Annotated in this window: 14 protein-coding genes; all 14 read right to left on the bottom strand. The window is 33.8% G+C overall.

The features are described 5' to 3' along the window. The 14 genes from Q0975_RS01890 to Q0975_RS01825 all read right to left on the bottom strand — a co-directional run bounded on the left by Q0975_RS01890 (window position 1) and on the right by Q0975_RS01825 (window position 24,444). Window positions 1–471: a hypothetical protein gene (locus Q0975_RS01890; protein WP_299432259.1), complete on the bottom strand. Its 471-nt coding sequence runs from the start codon at window positions 469–471 to the stop codon at window positions 1–3. 4 nt (window positions 472–475) lie between these two features. Then, window positions 476–1,405: a hypothetical protein gene (locus Q0975_RS01885; protein WP_299432256.1), complete on the bottom strand. Its 930-nt coding sequence runs from the start codon at window positions 1,403–1,405 to the stop codon at window positions 476–478. Window positions 1,406–1,655: 250 nt separating this feature from the next. Further along, window positions 1,656–2,390, bottom strand: coding sequence for a hypothetical protein (locus tag Q0975_RS01880; RefSeq protein ID WP_299432253.1), 735 nt, complete (start codon window positions 2,388–2,390; stop codon window positions 1,656–1,658). Window positions 2,391–3,692: 1,302 nt separating this feature from the next. After that, the gene (locus Q0975_RS01875; RefSeq protein WP_299432250.1) at window positions 3,693–4,295 is read right to left on the bottom strand and encodes a transposase; all 603 of its coding nucleotides are present in this window, start codon (window positions 4,293–4,295) and stop codon (window positions 3,693–3,695) included. 1,102 nt (window positions 4,296–5,397) lie between these two features. Further along, window positions 5,398–5,907 (bottom strand): SMI1/KNR4 family protein, encoded by a 510-nt coding sequence (locus Q0975_RS01870; protein WP_299432247.1) that lies wholly within the window; start codon window positions 5,905–5,907, stop codon window positions 5,398–5,400. A gap of 9 nt (window positions 5,908–5,916) precedes the next feature. Next, window positions 5,917–10,374, bottom strand: a complete 4,458-nt coding sequence (locus Q0975_RS01865; RefSeq protein WP_299432244.1) for an RHS repeat-associated core domain-containing protein — start codon at window positions 10,372–10,374, stop codon at window positions 5,917–5,919. A 24-nt stretch (window positions 10,375–10,398) separates the two neighbouring features. Beyond that, the gene (locus Q0975_RS01860) at window positions 10,399–15,981 is read right to left on the bottom strand and encodes a hypothetical protein (protein ID WP_299432241.1); all 5,583 of its coding nucleotides are present in this window, start codon (window positions 15,979–15,981) and stop codon (window positions 10,399–10,401) included. A 203-nt stretch (window positions 15,982–16,184) separates the two neighbouring features. Next, window positions 16,185–16,847 (bottom strand): hypothetical protein, encoded by a 663-nt coding sequence (locus Q0975_RS01855; RefSeq protein ID WP_299432238.1) that lies wholly within the window; start codon window positions 16,845–16,847, stop codon window positions 16,185–16,187. Between the two features lie 73 nt (window positions 16,848–16,920). Further along, window positions 16,921–17,454 (bottom strand): OmpH family outer membrane protein, encoded by a 534-nt coding sequence (locus tag Q0975_RS01850; protein WP_299432235.1) that lies wholly within the window; start codon window positions 17,452–17,454, stop codon window positions 16,921–16,923. 151 nt (window positions 17,455–17,605) lie between these two features. After that, complete coding sequence (locus tag Q0975_RS01845) at window positions 17,606–19,060, bottom strand: hypothetical protein (protein ID WP_299432232.1); 1,455 nt, start codon at window positions 19,058–19,060, stop codon at window positions 17,606–17,608. Between the two features lie 402 nt (window positions 19,061–19,462). Next, window positions 19,463–20,404: a class I SAM-dependent methyltransferase gene (locus Q0975_RS01840; RefSeq protein ID WP_299432229.1), complete on the bottom strand. Its 942-nt coding sequence runs from the start codon at window positions 20,402–20,404 to the stop codon at window positions 19,463–19,465. 89 nt (window positions 20,405–20,493) lie between these two features. Continuing rightward, on the bottom strand, window positions 20,494–21,012 hold the full coding sequence (locus Q0975_RS01835) for a hypothetical protein (protein ID WP_299432227.1): 519 nt from the start codon (window positions 21,010–21,012) through the stop codon (window positions 20,494–20,496). Then, window positions 20,996–22,204 carry a hypothetical protein gene (locus Q0975_RS01830; RefSeq protein ID WP_299432224.1) on the bottom strand — a complete coding sequence of 403 codons (1,209 nt, stop codon included), beginning with the start codon at window positions 22,202–22,204 and terminating at the stop codon, window positions 20,996–20,998. The genes Q0975_RS01835 and Q0975_RS01830 overlap by 17 nt, the downstream gene beginning before the upstream one ends. Next, window positions 22,204–24,444 (bottom strand): type II secretion system protein GspD, encoded by a 2,241-nt coding sequence (locus Q0975_RS01825; RefSeq protein WP_299432221.1) that lies wholly within the window; start codon window positions 24,442–24,444, stop codon window positions 22,204–22,206. Before Q0975_RS01825 ends, Q0975_RS01830 begins: the two co-directional genes overlap by 1 nt.

The raw sequence follows: 24,444 nt of genomic DNA, 5'->3' as shown, positions 1-24,444 counted from the left end.
TCAATTCAAAATCTGAAATTGCTTCGTTTTACCTTTGTATCTTAGTTTTATCGAGCTCGAAGAACCTTTTATGAGTTTAGCTTCCGAAAAAGAATCATTGATTTTCATCAATTGATCAGCACCATTAATTTCAACTAAAAAAATAGCAGATGAATTATTCTGCGCAGAAACCAATCCTTTATAACGTATAGTAGGCCAGGTAATTTCTGGCTTCTTAACTCTTGGTTTAGGGTTTTTATTGATCACTTTTTTTGGACGATACATAGTTCCTAAAAATGGATCTCTATCGACTTCTCCAATAGTAAAAGTGTCTCGTTCTTTTGTTTTTATAGTGGTAAAGGAAATAGCGGTGATGTCAGAATCCACAGGATCTTCACCAGAAAATGCATCTAATACCTGAAAAAGAATCGCTCCCCAGATGAATACAACCACTGGTAATAAAATATATAATCCTTTTTTTCCTTTTAACATGGTATTAATTTATAGTAAAACTAAACGTATCACTTGCTTCACTTTGGTTACCCGCTTCATCAAAAGCTTTTATAAACCAGAAATAGGTGTTTCCGGCATCTAATGTAATATCCGCTGGAGAAGTTACTCGATCTTTAGTAGCCAAATCCGTTAATTGCACATTACGATATACATATATACTATCAAACTCTGCAGTACCCTCTACTAATTCTCTTGTCCATGTAAAAGATACTGCTGTATCTGTTAGTGTTGCTTGATCAGCAGGAGCAGTAGCAATAGGTTTTAAAGGGTTCATGCTATCTACCGTAAGTGTTCTTCCAAAATATAGGGTGTTCTGTGTATTGTTTTCTGCTCGAACCTGCCATTTTGTAACACCTTCAGGAAACGTAAGCTGAATAGAATTGGAAGTACTTGTGCTTTCTTCAACTACTTGATCGCTTTCATCTAATAATTGAATTCTATAGGCAGTAGCATCGGTTACTGTTCCCCATTGTAAAGTAACGGATGTAGTGTTTACAATTGCGTTGTTATCAGGAGAAGACAGTAGTACTTCTCTCGCTGCAAAATCTTCACTTTCTATAACATTAAAGCTAGCAGTTGTGTATGTTGTTTCTGATCCCGAATTCTGAGCTCGTACTCTCCATTCATAACTGTTTTTTACCAGTGTAGTACTAAAATTGGTGTTTGTTACTGTAGTATCTTCTACAATTTGAACTGCATTTTCGAATGTAGGTCTTGCGATCTGAAGTCTATAGGATGTAGCTTGGTCAACTGCATTCCAACTAAAAGCAACTGATGTGCTCTCTACTTGTGATCCGTTAGATGGAGCGATAATCGTTACTATATCATCCGTGATATCTTCTTCGAAGAGAATTTCCTCACAACCTAATACGGTCAATAACAGTAATGAGCTATATAAAAATTGTTTTTTCATAATAATCTTTTCATTTTCTTAGTTTGTCAAAAAAGAGCTCTGTCAAAAATATGTTTCGCATTTAGGTGTTTTAAGTATAATTCGTCAATTCGAGTGCTTCGACCAATAGGAAGAAGTGTATCGAGAATAGAATTATGAATTTAAAAAAAGCTGTTCTCGATATATTTTGTCTTCACTTCATTTAGACAAAACACTTGAATTGACTATTTTCTTTTAGTGTTTTACTTAAATGCATAACTAATATTTATAGTTATAACTTAAAATAATTTATTTTTTCTTTCGCCTTTTCGGCATTTTTATACGTGTTTCTTGGGCAACTGTCATTTTCGTCTACAATATCGAAAAGGGTTACTCGATTCTTATCATTCTCTCCCCAACAGAAATATGATAATCGATACCCAAATATGGTAGTATCTGCAAAATCTATGGTTTTATACGATTTCCCGTCTTTAACCAGAGACAATTCATATTGCTTGTAATTTTTATTTACCAAAAATACTGCTTCTGCAGTATTGATTTCATTGATTAGTGGCTGCGATATTGCCAAAGAAACTGATGATATCATTTCTGCATCTTGCTGTCTTTTTAGATATTCAATAGTTTGTTGGTTATATACTTGCTGTAATTCTGCAATGGTGGTGACCCAATCAATCAGTTCTATTTTGAGAAATTGAGGTTTGGTTTCTATAGAATCTATATACTTAACTTGCTGTGTGTTATTTTTTGATGTAGCTAGGTATGCTTTGTAGGTAGTTTTATCAAAATCTGAAATAGTGATTCCTACTCTAATTCCTTTTTTGTAAGTAGGGATGGTAGTTACCTGAAAATCTGTATTAAGCATATGATTTTCATGAATTCCGATAACGCCTAATGCTACTGGAGTAGTGGTTGCAGTGTGCATCGCAGATTTGTTTACGGAGATGCTACGGCATCCTGCTAAACAGATAAGACTAATGACTAGTATGAGGTATTTTTTCTTATTCATATAATGATCTTGTATTTACCATAAAATGAGCCGCCAAAGATAATAGAAGCCAGCTGATTATACTAGTAAGGTGCTGATTATTATGATTGTTATGATCGTACATATGGTTTCTTATAGTATAGTGTCTGTTTGGTATAAATTGTTACCCTGTTTGTGTTAGAAATTTTTGAGTTGGGTGTCGGCACTTCGACAAGCTCAGTGTGACAGCTCAGTGTGAAAAGTAGGTGTTCTCCTAACTAAGGAAAGGGTTTTGTTAAAAAATTAATATTTTTTAAACTTTAAGGGGTACTTCGTAAGTACCCCTTCCCACTTCTGTAGTACCCTGGGGGTACTTAAAACATAGGCAACACTTAGCTCCAATACAAGTGACACCTCTATCTAGACATAGTCACACCTTTGTTAGAGGTACCCCATGTCTACCTTTTAGGCGTGAGTACCCACTATCATAAGTACCCCAAACTGTATTTTGATATATAGCAGCCCTCTATGATAAGTACCCCTAGCCGTGTTTTGATTCAGAACTACCCACTTGTATAAGTACCCCCTCCCTACTTATGGTAGTGGGTTTTTGAGTGTTTTTGGATAATTTTTGTTAAGAAAAAATTAAAGTTATATACTTCAGAAATATTCTCGTTTCCTTAAGTTTTTAACTTCGGTGAAGACCTCATGTACACATTTCAGAACAGTTTTAGTCATTATTTTTTGTAACTTTAAGAATATTCAATTAATAATGGAAGTATATGAATACAAAGAAAGATATTACAGCTTTTACAATGTATCAAATACATACGAGTGCTAAATTAAAAATAAAAGGAGGAACCGCTACTGATGATCTTATACCATTTAGACTTTGAATTCGATATAATAAAATGTTCTTTTTTCACCTCTGTTTCAGAATAAAAATAAACCGTAACTATGTTATGCTTGATTTTTATTCTTCACTGAAATAAAAAAATCTTAATTTTCTTTTATTTCAAATTCAAAGCTTAAATGGTATTACTAAATGGAGAAAAAATATTGAAGATGGAATGATTGATCGTAGGCCTTAGGTAATTAAGTTTGAAGTGTTTTAATTGAAAATTATTGTTACTATTAATTATCATGAGGGCTGAGGTTCTCGAAGCCCTATACACCAGTTAGCGCGGATTTGCAATCCGTGCAGTTATCACAGAATTAAAATACATTAAGAATTACTATATCTAATTCATTATCTAAATCGGCATAATTTCTTGCGGAACTAAAAATATAATCTTCTGGATGAGCAACAACCAGGCTCTGCGAAGTTTGTAACTTCGAAGGGGGTCACCAAGTAATACTTTTCCAGAAATCGTTGTCACTATGAACATTGGTAATAGGGTTATCTGCTAATGTAATTTTAAGTATACCATTTTCATCTACGTAATTTAAGGCACTAGAATAACAATAATGAGAAGCTTTATTAACAAGACCAGATCGTACAGGATTTAGATGAATATAATCTAACTTTGACCAAAGAAACTTCTGACTATAGATTTCTTCTGGATGATTGCCGTATTTCCAGAATTGAAATTCTTTGTTCCGGTTATGAGTAGTGGAAGCTTTCTTAAATAAATCTAACATCCATTTTCTACGACTTTCTGGTTCTAATTGGATTTGGTTGATGATTGTTTTTGCAGTATGTTTTTTAAAATCTCTAATTAATCCAGAAAGATCATTTTGATCACTTTGAATAATCATATGGATATGATTGCTCATAATGACAAAACCAAATACGACCATTCCTTTATGCTCTATGCAATATTGTAGACTGTCTATAATCGTATCCTTATATCTCTTTCTAGTAAAAACATCAATCCAATCTACTATTGTTAATGTAATGAAATGTGGTTTTGATTGATCTCTTATTTTGTAACCATCTGTTTGCATTGATGAAATATACTAATAAATGATTGCTTTGCGAAGTTTGGGAATGGGCTTTGCGAAGTTTACAACTTTGTATTGCAGTTTTTGTTTTCTTACTCGCTACGAAGAGCAAGGGTATACTAATAAATCATTGCTTTGCGAAGTTTGGAATGGGCTTTGTGAAATTTGCAACTTTGCACTTTAATAAAAAAAAGCTGCAATACAATCTCAAAATTATATTGCAGCTTGTCTTACTTACTGTTATGGCTGCGAAGTCATAGACATTCGCAGAGCGCACACTTCGAAGAGCAGGGGTTGTAAAAACAAAAAACAGCCACAACCTATTTTACAAGATCGTGACTGCTTTTACTGTATTTTCTTACCATTTATTTGCTTTTACTCAAATCATACGGAGAGAGTTTATTATTGAATCATTTTCAGTACTATAATTTTGTCGATTTGTAGAATGACTTATGATGACCATTATGATGCTTTGCGAAGTTTGCAACTTCGCACTGTTTAATAAAAAAACTGGAATTAACTTTTACATCATATTGCAGTTATACTTTTACTTATTTTCTTACTGTTGCGGCTGCGAAGTCACAGACATTCGCAGAGCGCACACTTCGAAGAGCAGGGGTTTAATCACTCTTCGGAGAGCGGGGTTGTCAATCCTTACCAGCACGAGTTTTTTAATCACTCTTCGGAGAGCGGGGTTATGATGCTTTGCGAAGTTTGCAACTTCGCACTGTTTAATAAAAAAACTGGAATTAACTTTTACATCATATTGCAGTTATACTTTTACTTATTTTCTTACTGTTGCGGCTGCGAAGTCATAGACATTCGCAGAGCGCACACTTCGAAGAGCAGGCATTCTCAGAGCGCACACTTCGAAGAGCAGGGGTTTAATCACTCTTCGGAGAGCGGGAGGACATTCGCGCAGCATCCTAACTTTTATTTAATCACTCTTTGCGGAGCGGGGATCCAAAAAAATTATCGCTATAAATCAAAACAGCGTTAGTCGTTAGTTATACGTAACTATTATCTTTCTTAAAAGTACCTACTTACTGTTGCGGCTTCGAAGTTGCAAACTTCGAAGAGCGGGGGTCATTCTTCGGAGAGCGGGCTATTCTTCGTCTGGATATGCTATACCTAGAGATTCAAATGTAGGTTCATTCCAGTACAATTCCTTTCCTTTAGAACTATATAGGTTTTTTAATAATTCAGTAAAGCTAAGAGCAATAATAGGTGAGAAATCAGGGTCTGCATGAATTTCATAAAAACTATCATAACATCTTCCTATTCTTTCCTTATTTAAGTCAATAGTAATATATTGACTCATCTCAATATTTTCACCTATTATAAACCAATCATTACTGATATCTCCTTCAAGTTCTTCCCAAATTACATCTCCTTCAGGATAAAATGCTTTATTAGCATTTTTAAAATTATCAATTCCTACAATTTTAGAGCCATAAGGTTCGTCCAAAAAAAGATTAAGCTCCTTGTAATTTTCAAAGTAAAATTTTAGATCTTCAGGTAAATTTAAATTATTAATTTCTTCTTTTTTTTTACTTAACAAAGAACAATTTTTATCTTTATTAATTATTTCTAATAGTTTTTTAATTTCCACCATTCTTTATATTTATTTTAAACTGTAAATATATTTATGAAACTCTTTATAAAATTGTCTTCTAGACCCAAGAGGAACTTGAGCAGCATCAAACATAACTTCTGAAAGTTCTTGCATTTGTTTAGCACTCATATTTTTCCAATTACCTCTAACTTTTCCAAAAGTTGCTTTCATCCAAGCACGCTCCGCTTGATGAGCTTTAGTATGTAAAACTTTGGATAATCTAATTGTTGTTCCTGAATATTGTCTTGATACATAACCTGGAATATTATTTTTGGCCCAAGCATCCATAACATTATGATGATTGGCAAATCCTTTTTGCTTTACACCATATTTAGCAATACTATAAAGTCCTTTAGCAGGACCACTAACAACTTCAGCCATAATAGAATGACCACCAAGAGGGGTCCCTATATCTGGCCTTCTCTGAATACTTGGCCCTCCAAATACATAGTCAAAACCATTCGAAAAGGAAAAATTATCATAATTATTTACACTATTGTAAAAATTCGAATATTCTTGATAATCCGATTCATAAAGCCATGCTGAACCATATCTCCACCATTTTGTAACTTGCTGGTTGTTTATTATTGAGCCCCACATTAAGGCCTCTAAAAACTGAGCTTCATTAACCTCTATGGTTTTATCAATACCATCATTTACTTCAACAGATTGATCTCCATAAGTATAAACAGTATCATCATATCCTCCATCTGGATCAACTCTGATTATAGGGTTGTTTCCCATTGCCATATATGGTGATGCATATTGCCCGGCAGGATCCGTAGTCAACCATCTACCAATTCGTGCATCCCACAACCTAAGTTGAAATGCAGGTTTCCCAGTTTCGGGATCTACTTCTTGTCCTTGGTAGGCGTATCTGTACCCTTCGGCTCCGCTCAGGCTACGTCCTGGCATTGGCATTCCAAAAGGATAATAATCCGTTGCTGAGGTCATTGCGATTGCTTGTCCGGTATTGGTTCTACCCACTACAGAACGTACATTGCCCAAATGATCGGTTAATTGATAATACTTACTACCGTCTGATTTATGGACTCCTAATCTACTAGCTCCATAGATGGTGTTTTCTACTAGATTAGTGCCATTAGCGTCTTTTCTATAAATCGCCATCGCCGTTCCTGCGGCATCACGGATATAAAAATCTGTATAGGTTAAACCACCATTAGTAGGATTATACGATTCCTTGCGTACTCTATGATTTTTATCATTGTAAAAGAACTTGACCAGTGGCTGGTCAGCCTTTTTAATTTCTGTTACTAATCCACTGGCGTTATAAAGATACGTAATCTTTTCTTCTTTATTTTCTATAAGTTGTCCTATATCATTATACACATAATTAGTTCCATTTTCATCTCCTACCTGATCTCCAATATCATCCGCCCCATCTACATCTCCTGCTGCATCGTCTACACGTAGTAATTGGTTGGGTTTATCGGTTTTATATTCGTAGGATAACTTATCCATGGCATTGCTGCCTTGATGAGTGTCTTTATTACGATTTAGTTTCTGGATGTTTCCATTGGCATCATAGGTGATGTCATATACATTATAGTCAGCATCGCCTTGTACGGTTCCATCAGTAGCAATCTTAGCACTAAAGGTACGACTACTTGTTGCTGTGATACTAAAGCCATTTTCTAAAGTAATAGATCTCCTAGCTTCTGCATTGGTAGTGCTACTAATAGGTTGGTTCAATGGATCTAAATCTAAAGGGACACTAGTATCCGCTTCATTTACTTGTTGATTAAAACTAGCACCTGTTAACCAGTTATTTTTATTATAAGAATAATAATAAGAATCTGGGCTGTTGTTATTTTGTCCTAAGGTGTTCCAAGTGATGGATTTTATATTTCCGTTATACTGTTCTATTCCATTAGGTGTAGTAGGTATGGTTTTAGGAGTTCCTGTTCGTTTATAATCTTCATCATAATAATGTACATTCATCCCAAAAAGATCATTGTTATCTCCACCTGGATCAGTAGCTGCTGTTAGGTTTGCACTGTTAATACTTTTTAGCGCACCGTTTAGATTATACACATAATCAATTCCTTGTAATCCTTCTGCCAGGTCCAATCTTTTTAATGCTCCAGTTTCATTATATTCGTACCTAGCGTGTTCTTTATAGTCGCTGCCATAGGTAGCCGTTTCTACTTTGGTTAAACTATAATCATTTTTATCATAGGTATATTGATGTATAAACAGATCGGTAGTACTGTGTTTTTGATAGAGTACACGGTTTACCTGACTGGTAATTGGATCATATTCATAATCGATCGTTTTAGTTCCTAAACCGACTATATTCTGCACAATCCATTGTACTCTACCATAGATGTCATAACTATAGTAGGTAGTGGTGTTCTCGTTCCAGGTTTTTGCTACGTTCCCTGATAAAAAAGAAGGGTTGGCGTAGCTACTATGTACATTTTCTAGATAGGTTTTATCCGATTGTAATAATGCATCGTAGGTGGTGATATGGACTTCTGCTCTATTAGATACAGGTATCAGCGGAGTATCAGGATCGAGGTTTTCAAAACGATATATAGATTTATCTCCATCGGAAACCGTATTATAGTATGCGATACCACTTTCTATAGGCCTTCCTAAATGATCATAATTTGTATAAGCATATTGCTCATAATAGTTAAGATTGGTATACCGTCTTGTTTGTTTACTGTTTTGAGAATAACGAATCTGTCCATCCCTACGGTACTTAAACCAAGCTTCACCCTCATCAGGACTTTTGGTATAGGTTAATTGCCCTAAGGCATTATACTCAAAAGTACTTTCTAAGTGCTGTAAGGGTTGCTTACTGCTTAGTAAGCGCCCTGCTTTATCGTATTCATTGAGGCTATAGTCGTAATAGTTTTCTTTATAAGTAACCGTGATTGGTGAGTTCTCATTAAAGGTATAACTATCTATATCGCTAACTGCTACACGATAAAATCCAGAAGGCAAAGTTCCCCAAGAAGTAGTTATAATTTGTTCCGTTATTAAATCAAAAACTTCTAAAGAAATTCCTGAATTTCCAGAAATTGATATTCCACTAGTACCAACTGGTAGATGTATATCTACAAATCCTTGTTCAGCTATAGTAACATAAGAGGGTCTTGAAGTAGTGCCACCTTCTTCATTGCCACTTCTGGCTGCTGCCAGCGTTCTACCATCTGTATCGGTAAAGACTACAGATTCTACTCCGTGTACATCTCTGGCTACAGTTTTCACAATTTTGTAGTCGTTATATTTTGTGTCTCCAAAAGCTGCCGATTGTGATAATTCTTGTCCGGCAGGCATAGAAAACACATAGCCTTGTTTCCATTCATTATCTATTTTATTACCACCAATTGTTTTTAGCGCTGTTCCTGGATTTAGTTCACTATAGATCGTTCTGGAATAGGGCCTATTGGTAACATCCTGATATGGATCCGTATCGTTATTCTCGCTATAGTACCAACCAAGAGTGTTTTCCTCAGTGGTTACAGGAGTAGGGTTCTCGATATCAGCGTTTTCATAATCGCTGATATTAAAATTAACATTGCCTGATTTTTTGATAAATCCATCTTTGTAGGTAAATGCCCCTTCACTTCCTATAGGAGCAGTTAAGGTACTTAAGGCGGGTCTTCCTTGTCGGTCATAACGTACTTCACTAGCCCAAGTTTTCTTTCCTTTAAGATCAAAAGATTGTGATTGTGTTCCCTTACCTAAGTTGTCGTAATAACTTACACTGGCTCCAATAAAATTACCCACTACATTTTCTGTAATTCCGTAACTATTCACCGATACCCAGTTTTTATCGGTATCAGTTACATGAAAAGGGCCATAACTATTTTCTGTTATTTCGAATCCACTTTGCGCATAGGATACGGATAAAATACCAGGATTATTACCTGATTCTGATACGTTGTAATTTTGTATTCCTGCACGAGTCCAAGATAATTCGGGATCTGTAATGGTAGCTAGTATGTCATTATTGAAAAAGAATCGTAATTGTGAACTACTTAATTTTTCAATACGTATACGGTGTTCAGTTTGTAGTATTATATCGTCTAACCTTCCTGCTTCAGTTCCATCTGGTTTTTTGACGGTTATTGTATATCGATTTCCTAATAAACCACCTCTACCATCCAAAGCTATCGTAATGGCGTATTGATTGTTGTTCAATAAACTTGGTGTTGTAGTTTGTGATAAAAATATAGACGCTGAAGAAAATTTTGTTTCTATGAAGGGTGCAAGGTTATTACCATCTACTTTGAAATTAGTGATTTCAAAATATCCTGTCGTTTGCTCCTGAGATAATACCTCAAAAGATAATAGCTTTCCATTTCCTGATACGGTATTGGTATTAATAATATCAAGTCCTGTATTCTGATACCAGTTTAAGTCCTGAGCTATTGTTGTTAATGAAACAGCTAGTACTACAAAAAGGGTGATGTATGATTTTAAATTTCTCATTGTTTTTCTATAGTTTAAAGCTGATTATTGTTGATTAATTGGATCACCATCACCATCTCCATCGATTCCACAGTCTCCTCTTTGATGGTTTCCTGATCGCTCTGTAGTAGTTTGGTAGTTTTTATCTCTTACTTGGCATTTATAATGTCGTCTACCTCCTGTAGCACAACTTGTTGTAAGGCTTTTGGTATTAGATGAGCTCCATCCTCCATAACTTAAGTTTGATGAGCTAGTACCAATAGCGAATCGGTATTCATATTCAAAACTTCCACCGCCAGCTGTTGCAGTTAAAGTAGTCGTGGATACATTAGGGTCACCAATACCAAGACTTAATGTAAGCGTATTAGGGTTAGTCGTATTGCTAGTTGTAGGACTACCATAATTATAATTGATTTCTTTATTCAGTTTAAACCCTCCTGTTATTTCTGGAGTATCCATTACTTCTGTATAGGTCTTTTTTAGTCTACCTGTAGCATCATATTCGTATTTAGTAGCTAGATTATTCGCTCCAATGATATAGGATAATTCATCCCACTCGTTATAGACATAAGAAGTCATAGAGGATGCTATCGGTAATAATCTGAAATCATCATAAATGGTAGTTCCAGAAGTATTATATATATATACTTCCTGACCATTTGAAATGTCCCCAGTATAAAAATTAAGCTGTACCCAATCTCCGGCAGGAATTATCTCTGCTAAATGATGGGAAATTACTGCGCCATCAGCTCGCAATTTAGTATTGGTATAGTTTTCACTATTGTTTGCTCCTTTATATACCCATACGGATACTTTATAGTTCCCTGCTTCTGGTGTTACAGCAAAAGCTCTTACGTTTGCCGGTGCTTCTACTGCTTTTGTTCCTGTGTGATAGATGTCGGATAGGGTAGCAGTACTTCCTTTTGATACTTCTCCACTAAAATAGTCCGTATCCGGAATCAAATCTTCTGCACCCGAATAATACATTTCTGTATAGCCAGCATTAGCAACTGCAAATACTTTGGAATTATCATCTCCCATTTTTGTAGAAGTTTTATTTCCATTAATATCTTTTGATTCTAATGGCATGGAATAATGATCATACAAATTAACGGTTGAAGTATTGATCCATTCGGAATTGGATTGATTATCAGGATCTGACCAATTAAAGTTGTCGTCATTTCCTGTGTATCCTAGATAGGTTCCATCCTCATCAAGCTCTCCTTTCCAGGCAAAAGTTTTATGCTTACGCCAGATCTTTTCTACATCATTGATTGGAGTAGTGGTGGAGCCATTATAGTTACGATAGGTCCATTCATTATTCCAAGTATTTATGCTAGAATTGATAGTTTTCCAAGTGTTTCCGTCTTTTAACTGAGTTAATGTTGCAGTCGTTTGGGTGAGCATGTTTTTGTTAGTAGGGTTATCTACTTTTGCTCCCATACTATACCCATCAGTATTGTTGGTATAATTATCTATATAATACGCTGGAGTGACTTTGGTTTTAAATTCGGTACCCTCACTAGATGTAGATCTGGTTTCGGTAACTTGTCCAGTTAGGAAATCATGGTTGTCATAGTTGGTGGTGTTTGTAAACCCTCCTTCTGATGTTGTTGTACTTTCTAAAACACTAGGGTAATTAATTCTACTTGTTGCAACTACATTATTACTTGTGTTACAGGAATGTATTGGAAAACAGAATTCTAATGGTTCTGTAATTGATTTAGATAAATAAGATTCCTGAGAGACACCTGCTCTAAAGTCAATATCTTGAGATTGACTGTACGTATTTGTTTTTTCAAATAGCAAGTTTCCTTTAGAATTATATGTCCTAAGGCTATTAAGTCTTCCTAAATTGGATAAATTATTAATGATTTTGTAATTCCTTAAATTAAGGTTGTCGGGAAGATCTTCACTTACACGTTCGACTTTAAAATGGTCTCCAAGAGCGTAAAAAGAACTGTTGTTTTCATATGGTTGGAGTGTCTCAAAATCATATTCACTTTTGCTTATCAGATGATTATTAGAGTCTATATTTCTAACGGTAACATTACTATATGTTACAAGTGGAGAAGGTAACTCTGATACATATGGAATTGGTTTAGACTCATTGGATGGGGCATAGGAAGTTATGCCAGATGACCTGTAGTTAGAATGATTAGGGTCTTCATTAAATGCTATGTCATTGTATGAGTAATTTATCTTATTCTCTAGTATCCCATCACTAACTACTATGTTTTTGACTCTAATTCCTCCTCCTCTTTGTTCTCCTTTTATTTTGGAAGAAGATATTTGAGAATGAAAATTAACATCATCGTTATCATATGACGCCCTCCATTCCTGACATTGGTTTAATCCTAAATCTCTCATGATAACCCCATCAGCACTGTTATTCGCAAAAGTTACATCAGTTAATGACCAATTTCTATTTAAAATCCAATTTTGATCTTGATCATCAAAATACCAAAATTCAGTATTGTTAGGTACTTTAATTTTTACACTGTTGGTTGACACCTGAATTATTTGACCTTTAACATTGTCTAAATTAAGATTGACTTGTCTTCGATGCCCGCCATATCTACTCCTTCTACAGATGAACATATTAAGATCTATGTCTTCACCTAATTCGAAATAGTCATTAAAATCTTGAAAGTCCTCAAGGTCATTTGCATCTGGATGATCATTTTTAGTAATATCAAAATATAAATCAGTAAAGTTTTGATTTGAAGTGATAAGGTAACTTAGTCCTTTGTTGAAAACTCTATTTGATTTTATGGCTTCTTTGTAATAATCGTCGGATTCATATTCAATACTAATTTCTCCTCCTGTTGGTGTTTTAATTTTGTTTAGACTCCACGCATCTGGATGATCTTCATGAAAACCCCATGCGTCCTCTTTGTCTTTATCAAATTGAATAGATGGTTTACTGTAAGAAAAGGAGTAAGATGGAGATATTATTTTGCCCTCGTGTCCCCCAAAATTGATTTTGTTTAATGTTAGTTTACCTTTAGTAGGAGCATCAGAATTTGGAGAATTTGGAGTTAATGGATATGAACTGTCGTAATTAAAAGAGACTGTTTTTATAGCTTGTTTTTCTAGGTTTAACCCAATTATATCATTACTGTCTATGATTAAATGACTGTTGTGTATTTTAACCTTCTTTAGATTAAAGTTGTTTGATTGATAATAGTTGCCTGATCCAATTCGACTCCAAGAACCTCCTGAAACTCCACATGGTACAAATGCAGAAAAACTATCGGTAACTTCAAATGATCTGTTATTGTAATATGAGGCTTCTTGGACATTAGATAAAGGAGCTCCATATGATTTGTCAATTTCGATACCACTATCATTATTAACTAATACAATTTTGTCTAGCTTTAAAGAAAAATGCCTAGGATAATCTGCATATCTAATAATACCATCATAACCCTTGTAGGTGCAAATGTAATAACCAAAATCTCCATCCTGAACAAAAGTAGGGGTATTGTAATCACCCGGTAGAAAGTAATCTCTCTTTTTATTTGATTTAAATTTTTTAGAATTGGAAAGAACATTGCTGTTTGTTGGCGTGATTTTATTTTTATAAAAAGTATAGTCCTCACCTTTTGCGTCACCTCTTAAGCTTTTAATAAAATAAGCTGTATGCGTTCTTGTTTTTATAGCATCTAGATAATAAATTTGTTTTCTCCCTCTATAATATTCGTAAGTGTCTTCATAATCGTAGTCACCTTTAACAATATCATATTCTTGCTGAGCACTATTCCAAATATAACCATCAGTCCATTTTCCATAATCAAATTCTACCCAATATCCATAATCTTCTTTGTCTACTTTGTTGTTATTGTTTTTGTCAAAATAGTCAGGTCCAGTTATTGCCGTTAATAACCAATGAGTAGCAAAAGGAGATCGTTTTGAGTTTTCATAAAAATTTTCATTTTCATCTAATTTATTTTTGAAATTTTTATAATAAAGTTCATGATTGTAAACAGGTAGCGAGTAGTGATATGTTTTTCCATCCAGAGCAGTTACTCTAAATGCACCTATTCCATCTGCAGGAAATGCTCCTGTTGTGTCATTTAATCTATTTATACCACTAGCTTCAATAAAATTGTTATCAACCTGACCTTGTTTTATATTTTCATTTGTAAAAGTCTCTATAAAGTTTCCTGTTCTTTTACGATAATTATTAGAAATAGTATTACCGCTGGTATTATTGTTCGAATTATATATTTGAGAATCCGTTGTGTATGCGTTTTTCATTTTTTCAAAAGCACCACTATCTGATGTTAACTGTATATTATTTCGGTCAGTTCTGAAAAATGAACTTTGTGTATTTTTAAAATAGAAAAATAAATTATTATTTAATTTTAAAGTTGGATCATTATTATTTCCTAAATGATAAAACATCCTTTCATTTGATCCTTCTTTTTTGTTGGCATATAAATTTATTTCTTTCAAAAACATAGGAGAAATAGAACCGGATATTCCTTGGGCATTAACAGAATAGTTATCATATGAGGGGTATAACAAATGATCTAAACCTATTTGGTCAGTTTTATTGATTAATGATATTAAAGACCCGTTTTCATCGAATCCAATAATTTCATTTACATCCATTGGAGTTCCAGATACTATATTATTTGACGGTTCAGACAATCCATCTCTATTGGCGTAAGGATATAAAATACCGGACACTTGGTCGTTAACCTCTTTAAATAAAGAATATTTAATTCTAGTTTTATTAACATTAACCCTAAATAAATATAAATCAAAATTTAGTCCTTTAGATGTGGTAGTTATACCATAATCTCCACTACTAACGTTCGAAGTAGAATTGGATATTCCTCCTCCAAAACTATTAATCCCAGAAGACATACTTCCGCTAGAGTTAAAACTTATCCCTAGACCAGAAAAGTTTCCATTAATACTCCCTGAACTAGATATCCCAGATTTATAGTTATAATTATAGTTAATACTTCCTCCTCCATTTGAAGTGTTGAGTCCAAGTCCAACATTAACACCATTAGTGGAGACTCCAGCAGATAATAGTCCATATTGCGCACCAATGCCAACACCTCTTGTTCCTGCTTCAATAGTTCCAGATACTGGACCATACCCTAATGTAACACTACCTCCAAAAGTTTTGTTGGAACCCCAATATGCACCGACTCCAACATTTACACCATATATATTGGCACCAATTCCAACATCATAGTATTCTTCTACGGCGCCGTTATCATAAAAAAAATGACTAACTTTTGATGAACCCCAATCATCGGGAAATCCATTTACATTTCTGTTAATTACACCTGGATTCAAAGACCATCCTAGTCCAACCCATGATGCATCTAGATCCATGGCAATACCAGCGTGATAAGATAATGCTAATGGATAGCCTCCTTCTGGAGATGGGATATTCATTAATGGTAAAACGTACGACATGTCTCCTGTTAATAAATTTACCATATCGGTAGCATCTACAGGTTCAAAAGCTGCTGCTTCTGGAGCGTTTGGTCCATTGTTATTTGCCCAAAGCTGATTATAAGGAATCAATGTTTGTAAAAAAGTAATGGTAAAAAACACTGCAATGATGCGATGTGATGGTTTTATTTTATTTTTTTTCATCAGGTTTGTAATTTGATGTTGTTTAAATCGGATGTCCGCTGTCGTCCTTCGACAAGCTCAGGATGACAGATGTCCGAGGTTTTATTTTTGTTCTTTAAGTTAGATGTCAGTACTTCGACAACACTTCGACAAGCTCAGTGTGACAGCTTTGTGTGACAGGTGTTTTGTAACACACCCCTAACCCCTCTCAAGAGGGGAAGAGATTATCTAAACTTTAGTTGTAATTCACTGTTAAATATTTTTGTTGGGATTTTAAACTTTACTTCTCCCGTATAAAAACCAAGGTCTTCAATACTAAGTGTCATGTGCTCAGCATTTGTTACTATGCTTTCTTTTGGATATACTAATAATATGGTAGTAGCTCCACTCATACCATACATTCTAGGATAAATGTAGTCTGCTAAAGCAACGGTATCTTTTTGTGGCGTATACAGATGTACTTTTTGTTCCATCCCAAAGGCTAATTGATTGACCATAGCACCAAATTGCTGTTTGTTGCCAGCTACATTGCTCAATAATTCTTGGTTGTTTTTGGACATTGACAAATTGAAATACAAGTATTGGTCATATTTCTTTCTTAGACTATCTACTTTATTAGCTGTGATTGGATCACTTAGTTCTTGTTCTACTAATAAGTCCGTTGGTTTATAGACAATCGAAAAATCTACTCCATTTACTGTTTTGGTATGCAGATATTCGTTTTCTGGATTTTTAACATAGTTCCATAGTTCTTCTTTGCTCTCAAAAGTTTTGTTGGAGCAGGAGGAAAGGAGGAATATGCTTAGGAGTATACATGCCCTCACCCCAACCCTCTCCCAGAAGGAGAAGGAGCTTATACCTGTTGTATTTTGATTTTTATGTTTCAATTTTTTCTCTTTAGGCTTTGCTAGTTCTCAATACACACTGGATTCCGGCCTACACCAGAATGACAGACTATTATTACTTTCCTTCGAACTCAGCGTTTAATTTTTCCAGTACTTTATCCGTTAAGTCAGCGGATTCTTCTCCGTACATAATGGTTCCGCTACCGGTTGCCCCAAAAATCACTTTGTGTCCGTTCTTTTTACCATATTCTTTTACAAAGTCATTGATATCATTAATCACAGTTTGTGTAACTTTTTTATCTTCTTCTTGTAATTGTTTTTGTACAGCTTGCTGATAATTGTTGATTTGTTGTTGTTTGTTACCAAGTAATTGTTGTTTTAACTCTAGTTCTTTTGTGCTAAGAGTGCTACGTTCTTTTTCGTAGGTTTTTAATTCTTTTTGCCAATCTGCGAGCAAGCTATCTACATTGGATTTCATTGTTTTCGCTTTTTCGTCAAATTCAGCTTTTACAATTTTTGTTCTTTTGTACCCATCCAAAAGTTTGTTTACATCTACATACACAAGATCGGATGAAGATTGTAGGTAAAAGAAAGAGCCTACTGATGCTATTAGTGCTATGATGGCTATTGGTAATGCTATTTTGTTCATGTTTTTGTATTTAATTAGGCACTTCGACAGGCTCAGTGACAGTTCTTATTTTGGGTTTTGTATTTGTTGTAAGTCCGAGGTTTGATGTCGGGTGATCGAAGTGAGAAGTTAGTTTCCATCTTCCAACCTCTGACTTCCGTCTTCAGACTTTCTATTTTTTAATTAATAAAGCTTCTAGTTTTGCTAATCTTGTTTCCAGATTTTTGTTTTTTTCTTGTTGTTCTTGTAATTGTTTTTCTTGTGCTATGGTATAGAGTGTAAGCTCTTCGATTTTTTCAAGAAGTTTAGCATTCATTTCTCCTAGTTGGATACCATTTTCTGACACTTCTGAAGCAGAAGGGATGTTTTGTAAATGTCCTTTTTCTTTGATATGATTTTCTACTTCTAGTAGCGTAGGAAGTTTGTAATTATTTGCGAAAACATAATCAGGCCAAGTGTTTTGTAACTCAACTTTTACTTCTTCACTAATAATCTTACCGGCTACGGCTAATTTGTAATTTGCAGGAATATCTGAAGCTTGTACTCCAATACCAATTTTACTATCTGTGATAATTTCATGTTCAAACCATCCACTTCCTCTTACTGTAAATTCGTGTTCTGGTTTGTACATCGCCCAAGTTCCAACTGCTAATCTGGATTTTGCTTTAAGTAGATGTACCCAATTTACGCTCTCATTTGTAGCATTATTACTGCTGTTGGCACTAAAATTCCCTGCTTTTATGATTTCTGCTCCATTAGGGTCAGCGACTTCAAACCTTGTTTCTGTGTTAAATGAAGAGGTTGTAAAGAATACTTTGTTGTTGTCATTTTTTAGACTAAATGATGTTCCTGCTGGCAATCCTCCATCGGTAGCTGGGTAATCAAAAAATTCTAATTTTCTTGCTTGATATCCATTAGTCTGAGTCTCTAATACTTTACCCGCTGCTAAAGCCAAGCTATATTTTCCCCAATCTCTATAATCTGTGGAGTTTATAGCTGCTTGTGTGTCTGCAGCTTCAAAAATTCCTGATTTTGATTTTATGGCTCCATTAACATCCAGTTTCTCTGTAGGATTTGTTGTTCCTATCCCTACGTTACCATTTTGATGTATTCCTAAACTACCGGCGGAAGTCTTTAATAAAAGGCCATAGTAACCAGCTAATTGGACTGAACCTTTTGTGTCGTCATTAGAAAGATCCGTGAAAGTCCCTCTTCCCAAACCATACCAAGGACTGTTGTTCGTTAGATCTGATATACCGGAAAGAGAAAATCGATCAGCTCTAATTCCGTTTCCAACAACATGTAATTTTGCAGCAGGGCTTTGCGTTCCAATACCTACATTACCTCCACTAGAAGGAAAAACAATAAAATTTCCTGTTCCTGTATAAAAAGTTAAATCTCTATTGTTATAGGTGAAAATGGAAAAATCATCTCCATTTCCATAAGATTGAGAAGTGTTATTCCACAATAATCCGGCTTTATAATCAGAAGGATTTCCAAATCTTAGGTATTCATAATTACTGTCTGAGGTTATTGTAGGATTTAAATATGAAGCATCAACAGTTTGTGCAAATGAAATAGTAACGAACATTAAAGCGATACTTGTTAATAGGATTGATTTTTTCATAGTGTATGTTGTTTAGTAATTATTCTATTTTGGGTTGAAAAAAGGCGCAAATATAAAATTTTATGGTATAACCGTAAGGGAAATTTTACTTTTGTTAATGCTTTCTTAATGATATTAAAAACGCAATTAATTAATCACTTAACAATCAGTGCTTTTAGTAGGTATTCCCCTTTGAAATTTTATAATATTCTCCTTAATTTTAACCTAATGTTTTCTTTTTATATAGTTAAGTGTCGCTAGAAGAGTAAATGTTACTAGGGAAATCTGTTTTTTTTTCTTTTTTTAATGAAATATTACTTGAAGAGAGTTTTAAAATTGAAGAATGGTGGTGAATTTGTTTTTTAAGTGATTAAGTAATTTGGGAATATTTGTTCTTAAGAGTGTTTTTAGGAAAATTGTAAATTAATTGTTTTTCACAACAAAAGTACCCCTTTGGTATTTAGTAAGTTCTATTAAATCAGGGTGTGATTTATATTTTCGGATTACATCATTATGAATTTCAGTAATTTCCAGATGCTTGGAAGGTTTGTAATTTTCTCCAATAAAATTAGTAACATATAGATTATTACTTTCAAATAAATCTTGATAATATATGTGAGATAGTCTATTGGTGTAGGCGATAGAATTTCCAGCCCAAAAACCCCAGTATGTATCTGAAAACTTTAAAAAATTATATGCAGAGATGTTTTGATCTTGAAAAAAGCCGGGATTAGTGAAATGATCAACAAAATTTATAGTATGCACTGTGTAACATCCCTTTTTTAACCAAATCTTAAAGTTTTCAAATAATATTTCTAGGAACTCAGGAGGAATGTGCTCAAAAACTACTTGAGAATAAATATAATCAAAGGTGCTTTCTTCAGCGCTAATATCCTTGGGAGTATATGGAGCAATATATTTAATGTTACAAAAGGATAATAGTTCATCCAAATTTGCACATTTTAAAATTTCATCCAACTTCTTTTTTATAGTTTCTGGAGAGAAAACACCTTTGTTGGAAATCTCTTGGATATATTCTTTAGAGTTTAAGTAATCAATTTGTTTCTGAAAAGATTCGAATTTTATATCTTGATCGATATCAACAGTGACTATTTTATCGAAACCTAATAAATATAAAATAACTGGAGAAATAACAGAGTATCCCGTACCGATTTCTAATGCAGTACATTTTTGATTTAAATCTAACTGCGTATAGTCAAACTTTCTAATACATTCATGAAATTGATATTTGACTACATTCTCGTGATAGTTTTTCTGAAGTATAGCAGGAATATGGTTTAATTTATCACCAATTCGGGATGAGGAAAGTATTTTTTGTATGGAAGCCTTAATTCTCCAATCCATAATTTACAGAAACATATATTGCATTAAAACTAAAGGATGAATTTAACTTTTTAAATTCAGTTTCAATAAATTATATTTAAAAAAAATAATTAATTAATCCTTTGAAGCAGGATCTGGCATTGTAAAAAGCTTTTTCCAGTTCTAAAGTTTTTTTTCTTTTCGAAATTGACATTTATCACATTCCCAAAACTATACTTTTGTTCTAAAGCATATACCACATTAATTAAAGACTTATAATCTCCTTGTAAGGTGAAATTATAGGTAGTGGTGGTTTTTTGAGATACTTCATCTAGGTATATATGAGGTTCCTCAAAAGCGATGATAGTATACCCTGAATCATTTGATAATGTATTAAGTACTTTTAGTATATTATTTTGTAACGAATTCCCTTCTACATTATTTTTTTTTAGAATTTCATCGAGTTGTTTTTCTTTATTTGCTAATGCTGCTAATTGTGCGGGAGCGGATTGATATGCCTCCTTCTGATCCTCTAGTTTGCTTACTTCTTTGCTTAGCACAAAGGTTTTAGAAAAACCATACTGATATGCTATGAATAGGACTAATACTAATCCTATGATTAATGCTATGTTTTTATTTTTTTGTGTCATCAGCTAGGTTGATTGCTATTTCGAAGGCTGCGGTTTTTTTCTTACCTAATCCATAATTAATAATGGTTACTTGATTTACAAAATCTAAACTTTCAATCTTTTGTATCCAAGTTGTAAAACTTGTTTTGTCAGAAGAATCCCCAGTAACTAATACTATGTTGTCTTTTACTTTAATCGGTTTGTCGTTCCGTATGGTTTTGGTTATTGGTTGATAACTCAATAATTTTAATATAACTGTAGTGGGTTGTGATTGAATAATTTGATCTGTATAATAAGAGCTTTTAGAAAATCCAGTGGTTATAATACTGTTTACAATATCTTCTTTGGTGCTCACTATAGATTGTTGTTTTTCAATATTTTCCTTTTGGGATGTGTATATCTGTTCTTCTTCTTGCAACCCTTGCCACGTTTTGTACTTACTGTTAAAGACAAAAAAATTAATTAATAAGGAGATGAGCAAAAAACCAATTCCGTATTGTAATGTCTTTTTGAAGAACTGAGATTCCTTAAACGTATGCAGTAATGCTGCATTTTTTTCTTCGGTATTTCCAGAAATAGCGGTTTGATTGATAACTCCATCCAAAATACAGGCAAAGGGTAGGGTATGCGTACTAGGAATTGTTATGGTATCAATCGTATAATTTTTTATAACATCTACATTTGGTTTTACGGAAAAAACTTCTTCATTACTTATAGTTAATGCAGTATTAAAAGTTAGTAGTTCTGTATCCTGAAAATAAGATACTATCGATGCGGTTTTAAGAATTCCAAGATCGATATTGGTAATCAGAATGTTTATTTCTTTATATTTTGAAATAAGTGTGTCGACGTATTGTTTTCTGCAAACAGCTACAAAAGATTTGATAGAAGTTTTTAGAATTTGATAATAAAAGTCATCTAAATCCAAGTTAGGATATGCTTCGGCTAGAATCTCCTGATCTGTGCCGGTTGCATTCACTTCTTTGCTCAGTATGTTATTATCTGTAATAATCAAATGAGCTTTTGTAGTAGTTTTTACTTTGTTAGAGAGATCACTAAAACTTTTTGCTATAAAATGATCAACAACATCTAGCTCATCTTTTTTTTGTGCTACCTCAATTGCGAGGATCACAATATCATTTTCACGCTCCGAATGCTCAAAAGCAAGAAAAGATTTTTTTATTGGATTATATGACGATAATGATACTCCCATTAATAAAACACTGTTGGTTTTATAATTACATTTAGTTTTTTCTTAGAATCTTCTCTTCTTCTTTTACTGAATAACCATTTGATAATAGGTATACGAGATAATAATGGTACTCCTGATCCAGAATCATTTTTTACTTTTTCTTCGATACCACCTAATATAGCTACATCATTTGCTCGCATTCGCATAATAGAAGAGAATCGTCTGCTATTAATATCTGGTGGAGCATCTTCTGCAATACGCTCACCACTAAAATTGGATTGTATTACTTGTATATCTAAAGTAATCTGACCATCTCCGGAAACAAAGGGCTTAAATTCTAACGCTAGTTCTGCATCAATAGGTTGATAATTTACTATTTCTGACGTCTGAGGATTCTGCGACCCAAAAATATTTTGACTAGTAACCGCATAATATGTGGTCTGTCCGCTTGATAGATAGGCTTTGTGACCGTTTAGTGTACTTAGTTTTGGGGTTGATAATATTTTTACATTACCATTGGATTCCATTGCTTTGATATCCATATAAAAATTAGGCACTACATTACCAAGATTTAAGGAGCCAAAGCCATCAAAACCACCGATAATTCTATTAATAGTTTGTGCTCCCAAGGTAATATTAGCATTTGGAAAAGTTGCTCCTTCTGTTGTTGTAGGTTCTTTACCAATCCCAAATTCTACACCCGTTTCTACCGTGGCGCTTCTACTGACTTCTAGAATCATTACTTCTATTAAAATAAGAGGAACGGGTTTATCGATGTATTTAATAAAATTCTTGAATTTTTCTACGCGTGCTCCAGATCCACTAACGACAAAGCTATTAAGCTCAGTATCTATTTTAATCTCTAACCCTTCTGTTACAGAAGCGGGAAAAATATCAGAAATAGATCCTGCTTGCGCACTGTTAGAGCGGTTAGAGCTGTTAGAGGAAGAGTTTCTGGAAACTCCTGAGTTTAAACCTCCTTGATTCCTATTGTTCGCTCTGTTTTGATTAAGATTAGAATTTCCTTGATTTCCAAAAAAGCTAGTTCCTCCTGTTACAAAATTATTGTTACCAAAACTGCTTCCACCTGCTCCTCCTGAAGGATTTGCATCACCCAACATAGCAATAGATCGATGCATCATCTGCACCATTTCTATTTTTTTGATAGTTAATTGATTTTCAGTTCCAAAGTAATATACATTCCCTTCTTTCTTAAAAGTGAAATTAGTTGATGCGGAAGAAGAAGCGTTATTCTGAAAACCTCCTTGCTGATTAGAAGTATTGTTTCTGGTATTTTGATTGCTAGGAGCAGGGTTTTGTACAACCGCGTTAGCATTGCTCTCAAAAATCTTAATTAGTAAATCATCAAAACTAATAGCTTCTGCTTTTACAGTAACCTTGCCCGCATTCTCTAATGGAGAAGCGGTAAAAATGTTTAATTCTAGATCTTCCGATACATTATTAATAAGTTCTGCTACACTGGCGTTTCTTAAATCTACTGATAATACACTATTTAATGTATCAACGATTTTATAGTTAGCATTCTTTCTATTTCTGCGCCTGGAGCCTGAATTATTTGAGCCATCATTTAAACCGGGAATGCTTTCGAATTCATAAAAATCATCTCTGGTTTTATTGAAATCTAGATCATTAGTTTCTGCTAGTTTTTGTAATGCCACTTCTATCGGTACATTACTTAAGTATAAAGATAAATTCTTAGTATTTAATTCTGGAGTGTATAACAAGTTCTTACCAGATAGTTCTGTGATTTTTCTGAATACTTTTGGTAATGGATCATTTCTAAGATCCATAGATAAAACACTAGCTGCTAAGTCATAATTTATTACAAGTTCTTTTTCTACAGGAGTTTCTGTAGGAGGAATGTACTTTTTTATTGATAAAATATTACCAGTAAATTGAATATCCAGCTGATATTCTTTTACTAAAAAAACTAATAAATCTTGTACAGTAACATCGTTAAAACCATTAATTATATTAATAGTATTAAGTTGATCAGATAGGTTAATATTAATTTTATGTACTTGTGAAACTGCTCTTAGAAAATTAAGAAGTGTAGTATTAGAAATATTTACACTTACCTTTTCTGCTAATCCAGGAACTTCTACACTTAGTACTTGTAGTTTGTTCTCTAAAGTGGCAATTCTAGTATTATCTTGTGATTGATTCTGAAAATTATCCTGTGCATATGACAGTATTCCAAAATTAAAAATGAAACATAGTAATAGTATGTTTTTCTTCAT

The organism is uncultured Aquimarina sp., assembly GCF_947500065.1.
Classification (GTDB): domain Bacteria; phylum Bacteroidota; class Bacteroidia; order Flavobacteriales; family Flavobacteriaceae; genus Aquimarina.
This window is presented reverse-complemented; position numbering and strand designations above follow the sequence as displayed.